The sequence below is a fragment of the Streptomyces sp. NPDC007084 genome (assembly GCF_040703595.1).
In the GTDB taxonomy this organism is placed as follows: domain Bacteria; phylum Actinomycetota; class Actinomycetes; order Streptomycetales; family Streptomycetaceae; genus Streptomyces.
Map to the genome: position 1 here is coordinate 37,126 of NZ_JBEYFY010000032.1, position 17,429 is coordinate 54,554.

Below are 17,429 nucleotides of genomic sequence, written 5' to 3' on the forward strand. Positions count from 1 at the left end.
GAACGGGAATATAAAGGGCGGTTGAGGCATGGTGGTGCCCCGGGGTTGGAGGGGAAGCGAGGCGGTTCGGTTGTCAGACGCGGATGACCTGGGGGCCCTGGAGCGAGTAGCGGTGCGCCTCGGACGCCGGGAGCAGCGTGCTCGTGACGATCGCTTCCAGGGCGCTGATGTCGGCGAACCGGCAGAAGCTGACGGCGCCGAACTTGGTGTGCACCCCGGCGAAGACGGTCCGCCGGGAGGCCCTGATCGCCTGCGCCTTGACCTCGCTGACGGCCGGGTCGGGGGTGGTGAGGCCGTGTTCGCGGGAGACGCCGTTGGCGCCGATGAAGGCCAGGTCGATGACGAACCCGGCGAGCATTTTCGTCGTCCAGTGGTCGACGGTGGCGAGGGTGCCGGGCCGCACCCGGCCGCCGAGCAGCAGGACGCTCGTGTTCTCGGCCGCGGCGAGCGCGCCCGCGGTGGCGAGGGAGGCGGTGACGACGGTGAGCTGCCGGTCCCTCGGCAGCGCTTCGGCGATGAGCTGCGGCGTGAACCCCTCGTCGACGAAGACGGTCTCGGCGTCCCCGAGCAGTTCGGCCGCCGCGGCGGCGATCCGGCGTTTCTCCGGCACATGGCTCGTGGTGCGGAAGGCGAGCGTGGTCTCGAAGCCGGCGCTCTCCACGGGATAGGCGCCGCCGTGGGTGCGGCGCACCAGGCCGTGGTCCTCCAGGGTGCGCAGATCCCGTCGTACGGTCTCCTTGGCGACGCCCAGGGCGACGGCGAGTTCGGTGACGTCGACCGAGCCCGTGCGGCGCGCGACCCGGACGATCTCGCGCTGCCGTTCTTCCGCCGTCATCGCCGGCATGGCTCTCACCCGCTCTCTCGCGCTCCGTCGCGCACTGCCCGTTCGGGCCCGGTGGAGCCCTTGAGGGAAGTTCTACAGCGGGTATCGGCCACTGACCAGGCCTGTTGACTGCCCGATCCTGCCCGGCTGCGCCCGTTCGGCCTCACCGTCATCGGCGGGCGACCTGGGGCGGAGCGCGGGAGCGGGTGTGATCGGGCAGGCTTCGTGCCCGAACAGGGCGGCGGGCGGGCCCGTTCGGCGCCCGCTCGCCGCCTCGCCCCTGGCGCTTTGCCGCCGGGGCCCCGCCGGGGTCAGTGCGGCCAGATCGGCGGGTGCGTGGTGAAGTGGCCGCCCAGGCAGGCGTGGTCGGGGCTGTCCGGATCGAGGTCGCCCTGCTCGGCGATGAGCTTGCGGGCGTACGGCTCGGAGTCGTCGCGCGGCTCGTAGCCGAGGGCGCGGGCGCTCGAAAGGTCCCACCACAGGCGGGTGTTGGCGGAGGAGCCGTAGACGACGGTGTGTCCCACGTCCTCGGCGGTGAGCGCCGCGTGGAAGAGGCGGGCGCCGTCCTCGGGGCTCAGCCACAGCGACAGCATGCGCACGCTGGTGGGCTCGGCGAAGCAGGAGCCGATGCGCACCGAGACGGTCTCCAGGCCGTGCTTGTCCCAGTAGAGCTGGGCGAGGTCCTCGCCGAACGACTTGGACAGTCCGTAGAAGGTGTCGGGGCGGTGCGGGGTGTCGACCGGGACCAGCGGGTCGCCGCCGCGCGGGCGCGGGGTGAAGCCGACCGCGTGGTTGGAGGAGGCGAAGACGATCCGGCGTACGCCCTCCTCGCGCGCCGCCTCGTAGAGGTTGTACGTCCCCTCGATGTTGGCCTTCAGGATCTTGTCGAAGGAGGCTTCCAGGGAGATCCCCGCGAGGTGGACGATCGCGTCGACGCCCCGCACGGCCTCGCGCAGCGCCGCCCGGTCGGCGAGGTCGGCGGTGATCGCGCCGGGCTCGCCCTCGACCGGGAGCAGGTCGAGCAGCCGCAGTTCGTGGCCGTACCGGGGGAGCAGCCCGCGCATCAGGGTGCCGAGCCCGCCGGCGGCGCCGGTGAGCAGAACGGTGCGGGGAGCGGGCATGCGGGTCTCCTCGGTACGGGCCGGTGTGCCGGGGCGGCGCTCCGTCGGGCGGTCGGCGGGCGCTTACCGGATGCCCTTACCCGGGTACGGCATTCACATCCGTGGACACGCTAGGGATCGTCGGCGTACCCGTCAAGCAAGGCGCGGAACGGGGAGATCCGCCTCTGTGTATTGGGTCCGCCCGCTTGACCGGCCCGGAGACGGCGGCTTAGCGTGGGTGCGTTCATGAATATGGACGTGGATCATAAGTGTGTGCGGGGTGGGCGGCCTGCGGTCGAAGGACGACGTGAAGCGGCCCGCGCGGCTCACCGACGGCGGCTACGCAGTGCTGGAGGAGAAGTGAGGGCGTCCGCGTTCCTGTATCCGTGGGACGTCAACGGCGACCCGGCCGCCGCCGCCAGGACCGCCGCGCTCGGCGTCCGGCAGGCCACCCTCGCCGCCGCCTACCACTCCACCCGCGCGCTGACCCCGCGCCACCCCCGCCACCGGATCGTCACGGCCGAACACGCCGCCGTGCTCTACCCGTTGGACGAGAACCGGTGGGCGGGCCGTGTCCCGCGCCCGTACCCGGCCGGGGACTGGGCGCCCGGCGACGCCTACGGCGAGGCCGCCGCCGCGCTCGCCGACGCCGGGCTCGACGTGTTCACCTGGGTCGTCCTCGCGCACAACTCCCGTATGGGGAAGGACCATCCGTCCACCTCCGTCGTCAACGCCTACGGGGACCGCTATCCGTGGGCCCCCTGTATCGCCCAGTCCGGCACCCGAGCCTGCCTGACCGACCTGGCGGCGGAGGCCGCGGTCCGGCCCGGAGCGGCCGGTACGGAACTGGAGTCGCTCGGCTGGTACGGGCTCGCCCATCTGCACGCCCACGACAAGACCGCCGGCGTTCCGCTCGGGGACGCCGGCCACTACCTCATGTCGCTCTGCTTCTGTCCGGCGTGCGCCGAGGGATACGACCGACAGGGCCTGGACGCCGAGGAGTTGGCGTCCTTCGTGCGGGGCGCGCTGGAACCGGTGTGGCGCGGTGCCCCCTCCGGCGGGGGCTGGGCCGGTGTGGAGAAGCTCCTCGGCGCGCGGACGGCGGCGGCCACCCGGGCGTGGCGTGACGCGGTGGCCCGCTCGCTCCAGGAGGAGACGGTCCGGGCGGTCCGCGCGGCGGCGCCCCCCGGCTTCCGCGTCCTGCTGCACGCCGACCCGGTCTCCTTCCACTGCGGCGCCAACGCCGGCGTCGACCCCCGGCACATCCTCTCCGTCGCCGACGGCGTGGTCGTCCCCCGCACCGGAGACACGGCCCCGCTGACCCCGTTCGCGGAGACGGCCGCACCCGGCCAGGTCATCGCCGCCAACTTCACGGTGGTCTCCGGAATGGGCGGCCACCCGGAAACCCTGCACGCGGACGCGTCCCGCGCGGCCGACCTGGGCGCGACCGAACTCCGCCTGTACCACGCGGGGTTGGCCTCGGACGAGGATCTGGAGACGGTGCGGCGAACACTGGCGGCCCTCTGACGCAGCCGCCGGAAGGACTCGGCCGACTCGGTTCCTGCGCCGGCGGAATCAGCCCCTCCGGCGTTTGAGGAGCGGGAGTCTGGGGGCGGAGCCCCGGGGACGGGCAGGGCCGGAGGGGGCGAAAACCGCCGTGCCCTGACCCCCGTCACCGCTCGCCCCCGTACCCCTCACCCCCGCAGCAGCGCGCAGACGAAGTTCTCCTCGACTCCGCGCACCCTCTCCAGCAGCTCCGGCTCGGTCTCCTTGTTCACCTGGGTGGTGAGCGAGAACGTCAGCGACCGCCGGCCGTCGGGCGTGGCCGCGATGAGCTGGGTGTAGCCGGGAAAGTTGCCGGTGTGCCCGAGGACCACGCCACAGCGCGTGGTGTAGCGGAAGATCCCCTCGCCGGCCGCGTTCTCGCCGGGACCCGCGGGCTCGGACGCCCCGGCCACCCAGCGGCGCTGCTCGCGCAGGGTGGCCGGGGAGATCAGGGCCCCGCTCGCGTAGCCGCGGACGAACCGTGTCATGTCCGCCGGGGTCGAGACGATGCCGCCCGAGGCCCACACGCCCGACGCGCCGAGCACCTCGCTGACGTCCTCGGGGGGACGGGGCGGCTCGACGTCGTAGCCGCGCATGTACGGCTCGGGCAGCCGGTAGCCCTGCGGGAGGCTGGTGGCGCGCAGGCCGAGCGGCCGGTGGACGAGGTCGCGCAGGAGCTGTTCGTAACGCTTGCCGGTCGCCGCCTCGGCCATCAGCGCGACCGCGATGTTGTCGGAGTTCGAGTACTGGTACCGCGCCCCCGGACGGAACAGCAGCGGGTCGCCGGCCACGTAGCCGAGGAGCCGCCGGGAGTCGAAGCGGTGGTGCGGGTCGGCGGTGAGGACCTTCAGGAACCCGGGGCTGCGGGAGTAGTCGGGCAGACCGCTGGTGTGGTTCAGGAGCCGGCGCAGGGTCACCGCGTGCCAGTTCCGCGGCAGGGACGGCAGCCGGCGCCCGATGGTGTCGTCGAGCCGCAGTACGCCCTTGTCCACCAGGCTCAGCGCGACGGCGCCGCTGAACGCCTTCGCCGTACTGGCGACGCGCATGTGGTCGTCGGGTGAGATCGGTCGGCCGCTCTCGACGTCCGCCACCCCGGCGCGTACGACCCGGGTGTCGTCGCCCCGGCGCAGCACGGCGATGACACCGGGCGGGCCGCCGGGAGAGCGCACCAGGCCGGCCAACTGCTCGCGCAGCGCGCGGTCGTGGTCGTGGCCGGTGGGCGCGGTGTCCGCGCCGGCCGGCGCGGACAGGGCGCCGGTCAGGCAGACGGCGGCCAGCAGCGCACCGAGGGGCAGGCGGCACCGGGGACGGCGGGACGGCGGCAGCGAGGGCATACGGGTTCTCCCGAGTCGGACGAGGGCCGGATGACGCCCAGCCTCTGTCCCGCACCCGTGGCCCGCCCGCGCCGCTGCTGCATACGGCGCAGCGGGGCCCACCGGCGTGAAAGCGAGGCCCACCGGCGTGCGGCGGCCCGGCGGGCAGGCCGGGCCGCCGGGGCGGGACTGCCCGCCGGGGGACCGATGAGTTCCGGGTGCGGGCGGGGTCCACATCACGAGGGGACCTACGACCCTCCCCTCCGGGAACGAGCCACGTGCCCCTCCGGGAACGAGCCACGTGCCCCTCCGGGAACGATCCACGTGCTCGGGCGCCGCCGGGTTCGGACCGTTCCGGGAGCCATCGCGTTCGGACACGCAAGGAGAAGCGGATGACCGGCCAGACCTTCGACCTCGGGCCGCAGGCCCTGATCGTGGCGCGTCTCGCGGAGGGCGTCGGGGACGACCGCCTCGGTGGTCTCACCCCGTGCCCGGACTACGCGGTGCGCCACCTGCTGGGCCACCTGACCGGGCTGGCCGTCGCCTTCCGTGACGCCGCCCGCAAGGACCTGGGCGCGACGACCGACACCGCCCCGGACACCGCGCTGCCCGACATCGGGCCGGACTGGCGCGAGGCCCTGCCGGAGGCGCTGGACGAACTCGCCGACGCCTGGCGGGACCCGGCGGCCTGGACCGGTACGACCCGCGCGGGCGGGGTGACCCTGCCGGGCCCGGTGGCGGGTGCCGTGGTCGCCGACGAACTGGTGGTGCACGGCTGGGACCTCGCCCGTGCGACCGGCCAGGAGTACGCCCCCGACGAGACCGCCCTCAGGGCCGCGTACACGTTCCTCACCACCGTCGCCGCGGACCCGTCCGGCGGCGGAGGAATCTTCGGCCCCGCCGTCCCGGTGCCCGGCGAGGCGCCCCTGCTCGACCGCGCGATCGGCCTGAGCGGCCGGGACCCCGGCTGGAAGCCGTAGGGCCGCTCGGGCCGGGCCCGGCCGCCTCGATTCGCCAACCGGGTCTGCTGGCAAGGGAGTTGCCGGAAAGGCGCCGCGCACCTCACCTGTGGAATGTGTATCGATCAGGCAACGGGCCTCGCGCCCTCGGGGGTGACGCGCGTAGAAACTTGTCATGCATAAGCCACTGCGTATCGCGGCCGTCGCCGCCACCTGTGCCGTCGCCGGTGCCGCCCTGTTCGGGTCGGGCGCCGCCACCGCCCACCAGTCGACGGTCAACTCGACGCACGAGCCCTACAACATCGGGGTTCTCGTCGGGGACATCGACACCTACTACGGCGCCACGCTCGACAGCGACGGGGTGTACCAGGCGTCGCCGGCCAGCCAGTACGCCAAGGACCTCGCGCGCGTCGACGCCGCCGCCCGGCGCGACATCGACAAGGCCGCCCGTACGGGCCACCACCGGGGGCACAAGCCCGCCGTCGTCTTCGACATCGACGACACCCTGCTGCTCTCCTTCGACTACGAGAGGAAGACCAACTACACCTACAACTCGGCCACGTGGGCGGACTACGTCGCCAAGGCCGACCGCCCCGCCGTCTTCGGCAGCCCCGAACTCGTCCGGTACGCCGCGTCCAAGGGCGTCGAGGTGTTCTACAACTCGGGCCTGAAGGAGTCGCAGCGGGCCTCCGCCGTCGAGAACCTGAAGAAGGTCGGCGTCGACGTCAACCTCGACTCCGCCCACATGTTCCTCAAGGACGCGGCCAACCCGCCCGCCTACCTGAGCGCCTGCGCCACCGCCGCCGCCTGGAACTGCACCACCGTCCAGTTCAAGTCCGGTACCCGCAAGCACATCGAGTCGCTCGGCTACGACATCGTCGGCAACTTCGGCGACCAGTACTCGGACCTCGACGGCGGCTACGCCGACAAGACGTACAAGCTCCCGAACCCCACGTACTTCGTGAGCTGAACCGCCACACCTCGTGAGCCGGCCCCCACGTACGCCGTGGTGGCCCCGCGTGACGAGGACGCCCCCGCCGGTCGTCACCGGCGGGGGCGTCGTGTGCCGCCGGCCGCGAGGGGGGCTCAGGCCGGTGGATCCACACCCTGAAGGACGTGGAAAACGAACACGTGGTTGTTTCCCGGGTTCCGTAACACAGCGAAAACCTGAGAGTGGCCGAGGAAGGGAACAATCCAGCCAGCATCCGCACACCCGGCACGCAGGTACCGAGGAGTATCGCCATGTCCGAAGCGCAGCAGGTCGACGACCGGCCAAGTGCCGCCCCACCGGCGGCAGGCGGGGTCGACGGGTTCTTCAAGATATCCGCGAGGGGCTCCACCTTCGGCCGCGAGATACGCGGTGGCTTCGCCACCTTCTTCACGATGGCCTACATCCTCGTCCTGAACCCGATCATCCTCGGCAGCGCCAAGGACAAGTTCGGCCACCAGCTCGACTCCGTCCAACTCACCACCGCCACCGCCCTGGTGGCCGCGGTCATGACCATCATCATGGGCGTCGGCGGCAACCTCCCGCTGGCGCTCGCCGCGGGCCTCGGCCTCAACGCGGTCGTCGCGTTCCAGATCGCCCCGCTGATGAGCTGGGACGACGCGATGGGCCTGATCGTCCTGGAGGGACTGCTCATCTGCGCCCTGGTGGTGACCGGGCTGCGCGAGGCCGTCATGCGGGCGATACCGCAGGCGATGAAGCAGGCGATCAGCGTCGGCATCGGCCTGTTCATCGCCTTCATCGGCTTCGTGGACGCCGGTTTCGCCACCCGTATCCCGGACGCCGCGAACACCACCGTGCCGGTGCAGCTCGGCGGCACGGGAGCCCTGAGCGGCTGGCCCATCCTGGTGTTCTGTCTCGGCGTGCTGCTGACCATCGGGCTGCTGGCCCGCAAGGTCAAGGGCGCCATCCTGATCAGCATCGTCACCATGACGGTCGTGGCGATCATCATCAACTCCGCCGCCGACATCAAGAGTTGGGGCCTGACCAGCCCGAAGGTGCCCGACGACGTCGTGGCCGCCCCGGACTTCGGACTCCTCGGTCACTTCAGCCTGTTCGGCGCGTTCGGCGCCACCAGCGCGATCACCGTCGTGCTGCTGGTCTTCACCCTCATCCTGTCCGACTTCTTCGACACCATGGGCACGGTCGTCGGCATCAGCGCCGAGGCGGGCCTGCTCGACGAGGAGGGCAAGGTGCCCAACCTCGGCCGGGTGCTGCTCATCGACGGCGCCGCCGCGGTCGCCGGCGGCGCGGCCTCCGCCTCCTCCTCGACCTCGTACATCGAGTCGGCGGCCGGGGTCGGCGAGGGCGCGCGCACCGGCTTCGCCAACCTGGTCACCGGCGGACTGTTCGCGCTCGCCCTGTTCCTGACCCCGATCCTCACGATCGTCCCGCTCCAGGCCGCCGCGCCCGCTCTCATCGCCGTCGGCTTCCTGATGATGACCCAGGTCAAGCACATCGACTGGGACAGCTACGAGATCGCCATCCCCGCCTTCCTCACCATCGCCGTGATGCCGTTCACCTACTCGATCACCAACGGCATCGGGGCGGGCTTCCTGGCGTACGTGCTGATCAAGACGGTGCTCGGCAAGGCCAGGGAGGTCCACTGGCTGCTGTGGGCGTCCTCCGCGCTGTTCCTCGTCTACTTCGCGATCGACCCGCTGGAGCAGCTCCTCGGCGTGAAGTGAGCAACCGCCCCTGACCGGACGGCCGGCGCCCCCGGGAGGAGGCGCCGGCCGTCGGACTTCCGTCGTTCACTTCTTCAGCGCGGCCTGCATCATCGCCTTGGCGACCGGGGCCGCCAGTCCGTTGCCGCTGACCTCGGAGCGGGCCGCGTCCGACTGCTCGACCATCACCGCGACGGCGACCTCCTTGCCGGTGGAGTCGGACTTCCCGTACGAGGTGAACCAGGCGTACGGCGTCTTGCTGTTCTTCTCGCCGTGCTGGGCGGTACCTGTCTTGCCGCCGACGGTCACGCCGGGGATGAGGGCGTTGGTGCCGGTGCCCTCCTCCACCACCGTGCGCATCGCCGACCGGAGCTGCCGGGCGGTGTCCGAGCTGACGATCCGCTCGCTCTGCGTGTCGTCGTCGTAGTCCTTCAGCACGTTCCCGTCGGCGTCGCTGGTCTGCGACACCATGTGCGGCGAGACGAGCTTGCCGTCGTTGGCGATCGCGGCCGAGACCATCGCCATCTGGAGCGGGGTCGCGGTCACGTCGAACTGGCCGATGCCGGTCAGGGCCGTCGAGGACTTGTCCATGTCCGACGGGTACACGCTGGGGTACGCGCGCACCGGCACGTCCTGCTTGGTGTCGTTGAAGCCGAACTTCTCCGCCATCGCCTTCACCTTGTCCTGCCCGAGGTCGACGGCCATCTTGGCGAAGACGTTGTTGCAGGAGTACCGGAGGGCCACCCGGATCGAGGCGTTCTCACAGGGTGCGGAGGTGTTCTCGTTGCGCAGAACCGTGTGCGTGTTCGGCAGGGTGTACGGGTCGGGGCTGTCCGTCCTCGCGTCGACGTCGCCGTACAGACCGCTCTCCAGCGCCGCCGACGCCACCACCAGCTTGAACGTCGAGCCCGGCGGCAGCGGCTGCCGCAGCGCGCGGTTGACCATCGGCTTGTCGGGGTCCTTGGTCAGCCTCTCCCAGACGCCCTTGTCGCCCGCGCTGATCGACGTCGGGTCGTACGACGGGGTGGAGACCACGCCGAGGATCCGGCCCGTCTTCGGGTCGATCGCGACGGCCGCGCCCTTCTTGTCCCCGAGGGCCTCGAAGCCGGCCTTCTGCACCGCCGGGTCGATGGTCGTGACCACGTCACCGGGGTCGGCGCGCTTGTTGGTCAGGCTGTCCAGCGGGTTCTTGAGCTGGAGGTCCGAGCCGTCCAGGAGGTCACGGTAGATGCCCTCCAACTGGGTCGCGCCGTACACCTGCGAGCTGTAGCCGGTGACCGCCGCGTACAGACCGCCGTCCTTGTAGGTCCGCTTGTACTTGAGGTCGCCGCCTTTCGTCTGCGCGGAACCGGTGATCGCGTCACCGGCCACGATGATATTCCCGAGCGGGTTCGCGTACAGGGCGATCGCGTTCCGCCGGTTGTCCTTGTCGTCCGCCAGTGCCTTGCCGTCGTAGAACTGCACCCAGGTCGCCCGCACCAGAAGGGAGAGGACGAGCAGCAGTGTGAAGACGGCGGCACGCCTGATCGTCTTGTTCATGCCGTAGGAAAAGACGAGCGGCGAGGGGTGCCGCGTTCCCGTCCGGACCGCTTTCTCATGGACCCTTCATCACATGGGCACACGATCATGTGAGCGCGTTCGGCGGGGGCGGGGCTCCCGGCGCGGTCAGAGGTGGCGGGTGGCCAGGGTGAGGCGGTCGCGGGCGTCGAACAGGGCGTCCTTCACCATCTGCTCGTGCGCCGGCGTGAGCCGCGCCACCGGCACCGAGCAGCTGATCGCGTCACGGGCGGGCGTGCGGTACGGGATCGCCACGCCGAAGCAGCGCAGGCCCAGCGTGTTCTCCTCGCGGTCCACCGCGAAGCCCTGCTCGCGCACCTGGCGCAGCTCCTCGATGAGCTTCTCCCGGTCCGTGATCGTGTGCTCGGTCAGCGCGGGCAGCGTCTCCGGCAGCAGCTTGCGGACCTGCTCGTCGGTGTGCGTGGCCAGCAGGGCCTTGCCGAGCGAGGTGGAGTGGGCCGGGAGCCTGCGGCCGACCCGGGTGAAGGGGCGCAGATAGTGCTGCGACTGGCGGGTGGCGAGGTAGACGACGTTCGTGCCGTCCAGGCGGGCGAGGTGGATGGTCTCCGTGGTGTCGTCGGAGAGCCGGTCGAGGGTGGGGCGGGCCGCGGCGACCACCTCGTCCCCGTCGATGTACGAGGTGCCGACCAGCAGGGCCCGTACGCCGATGCCGTACCGCGTGCCCGTCGCGTCCGTCTCCACCCAGCCCAGCTCGACCAGTGTGCGCAGCAGCATGTACAGGCTGGACTTGGGGTAGCCGACGGCCTCCTGGACCGCGGCGAGGGAGTGCATTCCGGGGCGCCCGGCGAAGAACTCCAGCAGCTCCACGGTCCGCACCGCGGACTTCACCTGTGCACCGCCGCCGCTCTCGCCTGCCGACATCGCCCTTGACCCCTTCGTTGGACGGGAAATAGTCTCCAACAGCGCATTCATCACCAGAGACGGCGTTCAGCATATCGAACGCCCCTGGGGGGTGACACGGAAAGTGCGGCATCGGATCTGGAGGGACCCGCGGTGGCAGCAGCACCAGTCTGGAGTGTCGACCCCCGTACCGGGAAGCAGCGGGAACAGGTTGCGGTGGAGGCCACAGCCGAGGAACTGGACGAGGTCGTCCGCGCCGCCCACACCGCCCGTGCCGCCCTCGCCGACCGCACCGTCCGCGCCGCGTTCCTGCGCACCGCCGCCGACCTGCTCGAAGACGCCGAGGGGCATCTGGTGGAGGTCGCCGACGCGGAGTCCGCGCTCGGCCCCGTCCGGCTGAACGGCGAACTCGCCCGCACCCGCTACCAGTTGCGCGCCTTCGCCGGGATCGTCGACGAGGGCGCCTTCCTCGACGTCGTGATCGACCACCCCGACGCCACGGCGACCCCGCCGGTCCCGGACCTGCGCCGCTACAAGGTGCCGCTCGGTGTCGTGGCCGTCTACGCGGCCTCCAACTTCCCCTTCGCCTTCTCCGTGGCCGGCGGCGACACCGCGAGCGCGCTCGCCGCGGGCTGCCCCGTCGTGGTCAAGGCGCATCCCGACCACCCCGCCCTCTCGGAACTCGTCGCCTCCGTACTGCGCCGGGCCGCCGCCCGGCACGGCATCCCCGCCGGGGTCGTCGGCCTCGTGCACGGCTTCGAGGCGGGCGTCGAACTGGTCCGGCATCCGCTGGTCGCGGCGGCCGGGTTCACCGGTTCGGTCCGCGGCGGCCGGGCGCTCTTCGACGCGGCGGCCCGGCGGCCGGTGCCGATCCCGTTCCACGGCGAGCTGGGCTCCCTCAACCCCGTGCTGGTCACCGCGGCGGCCGCCGCCGAGCGCGCCGAGGAGATCGGGGCGGGCCTCGCCGGGTCGATGACCCTCGGCGTCGGGCAGTTCTGCGTGAAGCCGGGCCTGGTGCTCGTGCCGGCCGGGGCGGCGGGCGACCGGCTGCTGAAGTCCCTGACCGACGCGGTGAGCGACACCGAGGCCGGTGTCCTGCTCGACCACCGGATGCGTGACAACTTCATCGCCGGGGTCGCCGAGCGGACCGGGCTCCCGGACGTGGCGTCGCCCGTGACACCGGGCGCCGGCGGCGAGCACACGGTGAGCCCGGGGTATCTGACCGTGCCCGCCGGGCGGCTCACCGCCGAGGGCGAGCACGATCTGCTGCTGGAGGAGTGCTTCGGGCCGCTCACGGTCGTCGCGCGCTACACCGACGCCGCCGAGGCGGGCGCCGTCCTGTCCCGGCTGCCCGGCAACCTCACGGCCACGGTGCAGCTCTCCGCCGAGGAGGCCGCGGGGGAGGGGCGCGGCGCGGAGATCCTCGCCGAGCTGACGCCGCTCGCGGGCCGCGTCCTGGTCAACGGCTGGCCGACCGGCGTCGCCGTCGCCCCCGCCCAGCACCACGGCGGGCCCTACCCGGCGACGACCTCGACGTCCACATCGGTCGGCGGCACCGCCATCGAGCGGTGGATGCGTCCGGTGGCGTACCAGGGCGTCCCCGAGCCGCTGCTGCCCCCGGAGCTGCGCGACGCCAACCCCCTTGGCCTGCCCCGCCGTTACGACGGCCGCCTGGAACGCTGAGCGACAGGGGGCGCCTCACGCGCCCCCACCCGCGGGCCGCCCGGCCACCCCCCCCGCACGACCACCCGCGCCCGCACAACCCTGCTTACCCGCGCCCGCACACCCCTGCTTACCCGCGCTCGCGCACCCCTGCTTACCCGCGCCCGTATCCGCCCCCGGTCGCCCCGGCCTCGCGCGGGGCGGGCCGCCTGAGAGACTCGGACCATGGACGTCTCACTCCCCGAACTGCCCTTCGCCCTGCGCACCTACGGTCCCGACGGTCACTGGTCGTACGAGGACGGTGTGCTCACCGGCTGGGCGGGTCCGCGGCAGGACCGCTTCGTGCCGCCGACCGGCGAGGGGCTTGACCCGGCGTCGGACGCGCCCCGGCTGCTCGGCGCTCCGGAGGGCGACTTCCAGCTCATCGCCCGGGTGACGGTCGGCTTCGGGGCGTCCTTCGACGCGGGCGTCCTCTACGTCCAGGTCGGCGAGCGGGCCTGGGCGAAGCTGTGCCTGGAGTGCTCCCCGGACGTGGCCACCGTCTGCACGGTCGTCACCCGCGGCCATTCCGACGACGCCAACTCCTTCACGGTGGACGGCAGTTCGGTGTGGCTCCGGGTGAGCCGCACGGGCCGCGCCTTCGCCTTCCACGCCTCGCGCGACGGCAGGCGCTGGACGTTCGTCCGCCTGTTCACCCTGGCCGACGAGAAGCCGACCGGGGCGGCCCTGGTCGGCTTCATGACCCAGTCCCCGCTGGGCGAGGGCTGCGTGGTGACGTACGACGAGATCGCCTTCCATCCGAGCTGGCCCCGCGACCTGCGGGACGGCAGCTGAGGGCGCCCTGATCCCAGCCGGCGCGCCGAGGCGACCGAAGGCTCCCAGCGCGTACCGCGTCCAGTTCGACCGTCGCGGAACCGTCTCCTCCGCCGGGGCGTCCTCGGCTGTGTGACCGAGGACCGGGTGAACCCCGAGCGGCTGATGATCAGGAGCGTGCTGGTCGCCGAGGCGGGCGTCGTCGCGGGGCTGCACGCCCGGGTCCGGGCGGCCTGCTGTCCCGGCGGGGTGCCCGGGGACGGTGCCGAGCGGGTCGCGGCCTGGCGGGGTGCCATCGAGCGTCCCGGCGGGCACGTGCTGTGTGTGGTGCGCGGTGGCCGCATCGCCGCCGTCGCCGCCTTCCGCACGGCCGAGGACGCGCCCGCCGACACCGTCACGCTCCACCGGTTCCACGTCGACCCCGGCCACTGGCGGACCGGCCTCGGCTCGGCGCTGCACGCGGCCTGCGTCGAACAGTGGCAGGCGGACGGGAAGCGAGCGGCGCTGCTCGACGTCCCCTTCGGCGATCCGCGGGCCCGGGCCTTCTACGCCCGCCTGGGCTGGGTCCCGGACACGGCGGATACGGCGGACACGGAGCGGCCGGCCGCCGGGGGTGACCGGCCTGTGCCGCTGCGCTACGCGGTCCCCGGCCGCGCCGGCACGACGGGCGTCTCCGGCGGCGCGGGGGAATGAACCCCGGCGATTGAACGTTCACGCAACGGCGCCCCGGAGGGTGCCACCGATGCCCCCGGAGCTGTCACCGACGTCCCGGAAGGCGTCCCGTATCCGCACGACCTGGAGAGAAGCCGAAGAATGCGCGTCGAGATCTGGTCCGACATCGCCTGCCCCTGGTGCTACGTCGGGAAGGCCCGCTTCGAGAAGGCGCTCGACGCGTTTCCGCACCGTGACGAGGTCGAGGTCGTGCACCGCTCCTTCGAGCTGGACCCCGGCCGCGCCAAGGGCGACATCCAGCCCGTGCTGACGATGCTCACCAAGAAGTACGGCATGAGCGAGGCGCAGGCCCAGGCCGGCGAGGAGAACCTCGGCACGCAGGCCGCCGCCGAGGGCCTGGAGTACCGCACCCGGGGCCGCGACCACGGCAACACCTTCGACATGCACCGTCTGCTGCACCTCGCCAAGGAGCACGGCCGGCAGGACGAGCTGATCGGCCTGTTCTACCGGGCCAACTTCGCCGAGGAGCGCAGCGTCTTCGGGGACGACGAACGGCTCGTCGAGCTGGCCGTCGCCGCCGGACTCGCCGAGGACGACGTCCGCCGGGTCCTCGCCGACCCCTCCGCCTACGCCGACGAGGTCCGCGCCGACGAGCGCGAGGCCGCCGAGCTGGGCGCGAACGGCGTCCCCTTCTTCGTCCTCGACCGCGCCTACGGCGTCTCCGGCGCCCAGCCCGCCGAGGTCTTCACCCAGGCGCTGGCCCAGGCGTGGGGCGACCGCCCGCAGCTCACCCTCATCCAGGACGGCGGCGCCGGCGCGGATGGTGCCGAGGCCTGCGGCCCGGACGGCTGCGCCGTGCCCCAGAACTGAAAGACGCAGGTCAGGCGTCATCCATAAGCGCCTCTTGGGTGAACCGCGCAGAAATCGGCAATGGACCTGGCCACCCGCCGGGCCCACAGTGGTCGTATGGAGACCTTCGAGACCGTCGTGCGTGCCGAGTTCGCCGCGAGGAACACCTACCTGAACACCGCGAGCACCGGACTGCTGCCGGCCCGCACGGTCACCGCGATGCGGACCGCGGTGGAGTCGGTGGCGGCCGGACAGCCCGCCGACATGTTCGCCGACGTCGAGGCGGCCCGCGCGACGTTCGCGCGGCTCGTCGGCGTTCCCGGGCGGCGGGTCGCGGCGGGCGCCTCCGTCGCGGTGTACAGCGGACTCATCGCCGCCTCGCTGCCGTCCGGCGCCGAAGTCCTCACCGCCGAGGCCGACTTCAGCTCGGTGGTCACACCCTTCCATGTGCGCGGCGACCTCAAGGTCCGCGCCGTGCCGCTGGAGCGCCTCGCCGAGTCCGTGCACCCCGGCACCGCCCTCGTCGCGGTCAGCGCGGTCCAGTCCGCCGACGGCAGGACCGCCGACCTGGACGCCGTCCGCGAGGCCGCCCAGCGGCACGGCGCCCGCACCTACGTGGACGCCTCCCAGGCCACCGGCTGGCTGCCGCTGCGCGCCGGTGCCTACGATTTCGTCTCCTCGGTCGCCTTCAAGTGGCTGGTCTGCCCGCGCGGCGTCGCCTTCCTCGTCGTCCCGGAGGACTTCGGCGGACTCACCCCGGTGTTCGCCGGCTGGGTGGCGGGCGAGGCACCCTGGGACAGCTGCTACGGCCCGGTCGAGGAACTCGCCCACTCCGCACGGCGGTTCGACGAGAGCCCCGGCCTCTTCGCCTACGCCGGAGCCCGCCACTCCCTCGAACTCCTCGAAGAACTGGGCGTGGAGCGCATCCGCGAGCACGACCTCGCCCTCGCCGACCGGTTCCGCGCGGGCCTCGGCGAGCGCGGACACACCCCGGTCCCCGCGCCGCACTCCCCGATCGTCTCCGTGCCCGGACTCGGCGGCCTCCAGGGCGAGTTGAGCCGCGCCGGGATCGAGGTCTCCAACCGTGCCGGCAACCTTCGGGCCGCGTTCCACCTGTACAACACCCCGGACGACGTCGACCGACTCCTCGACGTCCTGCCCGGCTGACCCGGGGCACGCCGAAGGCCGGGCCCCTCCTCCCGTACGCGACACGCGATCCGTACGGGAGAAGGGGCCCGGCCTGTGAACCGGGCGGCGCGGGGAGTCAGCGCACCGGGGTGAAGTCCCGGGCGCCGATGAACTCCGGCCTGCGCACCGGAGCCGCGAACGGCTCCACCGCCGCGTTCTCCACGCTGTTGAACACGATGAAGACGTTGCTGCGCGGGAACGGCGTGATGTTGTCACCCGAACCGTGCATGCAGTTGCAGTCGAACCAGGTCGCCGAACCGGCCTTGCCCGTGAAGAGCTTGATGCCGTGCCGGGTGGCGAAGCGGGTCAGCGCCTCGTCGGACGGCGTACCCGCGTCCTGCATCTGGAGCGACTTCTTGTAGTTGTCCTTCGGGGTGGCCCCCGCGCACCCGAGGTACGTCTTGTGCGACCCCGGCATGATCATGAGACCGCCGTTGGTGTCGTAGTTCTCGGTCAGCGCGATCGAGACGGACACCGTCCGCATGTTCGGCAGACCGTCCTCGGCGTGCCAGGTCTCGAAGTCCGAGTGCCAGTAGAAGCCGCTGGCGCCGAAGCCCGGCTTCACGTTGATCCGCGACTGGTGCACGTACACGTCGGAGCCGAGGATCTGCCGGGCCCGGCCCACCACCCGCTCGTCGCGGACCAGCCGGGCGAAGATCTCGCTGATCCTGTGCACCTCGAAGACGGACCGGATCTCCTGCGTCTGCGGCTCGACGATCGAGCGCTCGTCGGCACGGATCGCCGGGTCGGTCACGAGCCGTTCCAGCTCCTGTCGGTAGACGGCGACCTCGTCCTCGGTGATCAGCTCCTCGACGGGCAGGAAGCCGTCGCGCTCGTACGCCTGGAGTTCGGGGACGGTGATCGGGCCGGGTTCGCCAGGGGCGCCCCAGACGACCGGGTCCTGTCGGGGCACGGAGACTTCGGTGGTGCCTCGGCTGGGGTACAGATCGGTGAGCGTGGTCATCGGTGTGTCACACCTCCTCGGGTTCGGTGAGCAGCGGGTAGACGCCGTTCTCGTCGTGGTCCTCCCGTCCGGTGACGGGCGGGTTGAAGACGCAGACGCACCGGAAGTCGGTCTTGGGACGCATGGTGTGGCGCTCGTGGCCGTCCAGCAGATACATGGTCCCGGGGGTGATCCAGTGCTTCTCGCCGGTCTCGTCGTTGGTCAGCTCGGCTTCGCCCTCCACGCACAGCACGGCCTCGATGTGGTTCGCGTACCACATCCGGGTCTCCGTCCCCGCGTACAGGATCGTCTCGTGCAGGGAGAAGCCGACCTTCTCCTTGGCGAGGACGATGCGCTTGCTCTCCCAGGTGCCGGTCGCCGCCTTCACATGCCGGTCGGTGCCCTCAATATCCTTGAACGAACGGACTATCACGGTGGTGCGATGCCTCTCTCTCGGGTGTGTCGTGGTGT

General features: G+C 72.1%; 16 protein-coding genes. 9 read left to right on the top strand and 7 right to left on the bottom strand.

Features of this window, described 5'->3' with window-relative positions:
• Positions 1-73: 73 nt before the first annotated feature.
• Positions 74-844, bottom strand: coding sequence for a DeoR/GlpR family DNA-binding transcription regulator (locus AB0912_RS23770; protein ID WP_366702929.1), 771 nt, complete (start codon positions 842-844; stop codon positions 74-76).
• A 290-nt stretch (positions 845-1,134) separates the two neighbouring features.
• Positions 1,135-1,944 carry an NAD(P)-dependent oxidoreductase gene (locus tag AB0912_RS23775; RefSeq protein ID WP_366702931.1) on the bottom strand — a complete coding sequence of 270 codons (810 nt, stop codon included), beginning with the start codon at positions 1,942-1,944 and terminating at the stop codon, positions 1,135-1,137.
• A gap of 339 nt (positions 1,945-2,283) precedes the next feature.
• On the opposite strand from AB0912_RS23775, the gene AB0912_RS23780 reads away from it, so the two are divergent.
• Positions 2,284-3,450 (top strand): hypothetical protein, encoded by a 1,167-nt coding sequence (locus tag AB0912_RS23780; RefSeq protein ID WP_366702933.1) that lies wholly within the window; start codon positions 2,284-2,286, stop codon positions 3,448-3,450.
• A 167-nt stretch (positions 3,451-3,617) separates the two neighbouring features.
• Here AB0912_RS23780 and AB0912_RS23785 read toward each other — a convergent pair whose 3' ends face one another.
• Positions 3,618-4,802, bottom strand: a complete 1,185-nt coding sequence (locus AB0912_RS23785) for a serine hydrolase domain-containing protein (protein ID WP_366702935.1) — start codon at positions 4,800-4,802, stop codon at positions 3,618-3,620.
• 371 nt (positions 4,803-5,173) lie between these two features.
• Between AB0912_RS23785 and AB0912_RS23790 the strand changes: the two genes are divergently transcribed.
• From AB0912_RS23790 to AB0912_RS23800, 3 genes are all read left to right on the top strand, one after another.
• A complete protein-coding gene (locus AB0912_RS23790; protein WP_366702937.1) occupies positions 5,174-5,761 on the top strand; it encodes a TIGR03086 family metal-binding protein in 588 nt (195 codons plus the stop codon).
• A gap of 154 nt (positions 5,762-5,915) precedes the next feature.
• Positions 5,916-6,710 carry an HAD family acid phosphatase gene (locus AB0912_RS23795; RefSeq protein WP_366702939.1) on the top strand — a complete coding sequence of 265 codons (795 nt, stop codon included), beginning with the start codon at positions 5,916-5,918 and terminating at the stop codon, positions 6,708-6,710.
• 272 nt (positions 6,711-6,982) lie between these two features.
• Positions 6,983-8,434 carry an NCS2 family permease gene (locus AB0912_RS23800; protein ID WP_366702941.1) on the top strand — a complete coding sequence of 484 codons (1,452 nt, stop codon included), beginning with the start codon at positions 6,983-6,985 and terminating at the stop codon, positions 8,432-8,434.
• A gap of 66 nt (positions 8,435-8,500) precedes the next feature.
• Here AB0912_RS23800 and AB0912_RS23805 read toward each other — a convergent pair whose 3' ends face one another.
• Both AB0912_RS23805 and AB0912_RS23810 read right to left on the bottom strand, forming a co-directional pair.
• On the bottom strand, positions 8,501-9,952 hold the full coding sequence (locus AB0912_RS23805) for a penicillin-binding transpeptidase domain-containing protein (protein WP_366702943.1): 1,452 nt from the start codon (positions 9,950-9,952) through the stop codon (positions 8,501-8,503).
• Between the two features lie 126 nt (positions 9,953-10,078).
• Positions 10,079-10,852 (bottom strand): IclR family transcriptional regulator, encoded by a 774-nt coding sequence (locus AB0912_RS23810; RefSeq protein ID WP_366702945.1) that lies wholly within the window; start codon positions 10,850-10,852, stop codon positions 10,079-10,081.
• A 132-nt stretch (positions 10,853-10,984) separates the two neighbouring features.
• Between AB0912_RS23810 and AB0912_RS23815 the strand changes: the two genes are divergently transcribed.
• The 5 genes from AB0912_RS23815 to AB0912_RS23835 all read left to right on the top strand — a co-directional run bounded on the left by AB0912_RS23815 (position 10,985) and on the right by AB0912_RS23835 (position 15,994).
• Positions 10,985-12,514 carry an aldehyde dehydrogenase (NADP(+)) gene (locus AB0912_RS23815; protein ID WP_366702947.1) on the top strand — a complete coding sequence of 510 codons (1,530 nt, stop codon included), beginning with the start codon at positions 10,985-10,987 and terminating at the stop codon, positions 12,512-12,514.
• A 204-nt stretch (positions 12,515-12,718) separates the two neighbouring features.
• Positions 12,719-13,327 (top strand): DUF1349 domain-containing protein, encoded by a 609-nt coding sequence (locus tag AB0912_RS23820; RefSeq protein WP_366702949.1) that lies wholly within the window; start codon positions 12,719-12,721, stop codon positions 13,325-13,327.
• Between the two features lie 111 nt (positions 13,328-13,438).
• Positions 13,439-13,999 carry a GNAT family N-acetyltransferase gene (locus AB0912_RS23825; RefSeq protein WP_366702951.1) on the top strand — a complete coding sequence of 187 codons (561 nt, stop codon included), beginning with the start codon at positions 13,439-13,441 and terminating at the stop codon, positions 13,997-13,999.
• 120 nt (positions 14,000-14,119) lie between these two features.
• On the top strand, positions 14,120-14,848 hold the full coding sequence (locus AB0912_RS23830; protein WP_366702953.1) for a DsbA family oxidoreductase: 729 nt from the start codon (positions 14,120-14,122) through the stop codon (positions 14,846-14,848).
• A 96-nt stretch (positions 14,849-14,944) separates the two neighbouring features.
• On the top strand, positions 14,945-15,994 hold the full coding sequence (locus AB0912_RS23835; RefSeq protein ID WP_366702956.1) for an aminotransferase class V-fold PLP-dependent enzyme: 1,050 nt from the start codon (positions 14,945-14,947) through the stop codon (positions 15,992-15,994).
• 97 nt (positions 15,995-16,091) lie between these two features.
• Here AB0912_RS23835 and thpD read toward each other — a convergent pair whose 3' ends face one another.
• Together thpD and AB0912_RS23845 are read right to left on the bottom strand one after the other, a co-directional pair.
• A complete protein-coding gene (gene thpD / locus AB0912_RS23840) occupies positions 16,092-16,979 on the bottom strand; it encodes an ectoine hydroxylase (protein ID WP_366702958.1) in 888 nt (295 codons plus the stop codon).
• A 7-nt stretch (positions 16,980-16,986) separates the two neighbouring features.
• Positions 16,987-17,391: an ectoine synthase gene (locus AB0912_RS23845; protein ID WP_366702960.1), complete on the bottom strand. Its 405-nt coding sequence runs from the start codon at positions 17,389-17,391 to the stop codon at positions 16,987-16,989.
• Positions 17,392-17,429: the final 38 nt, after the last annotated feature.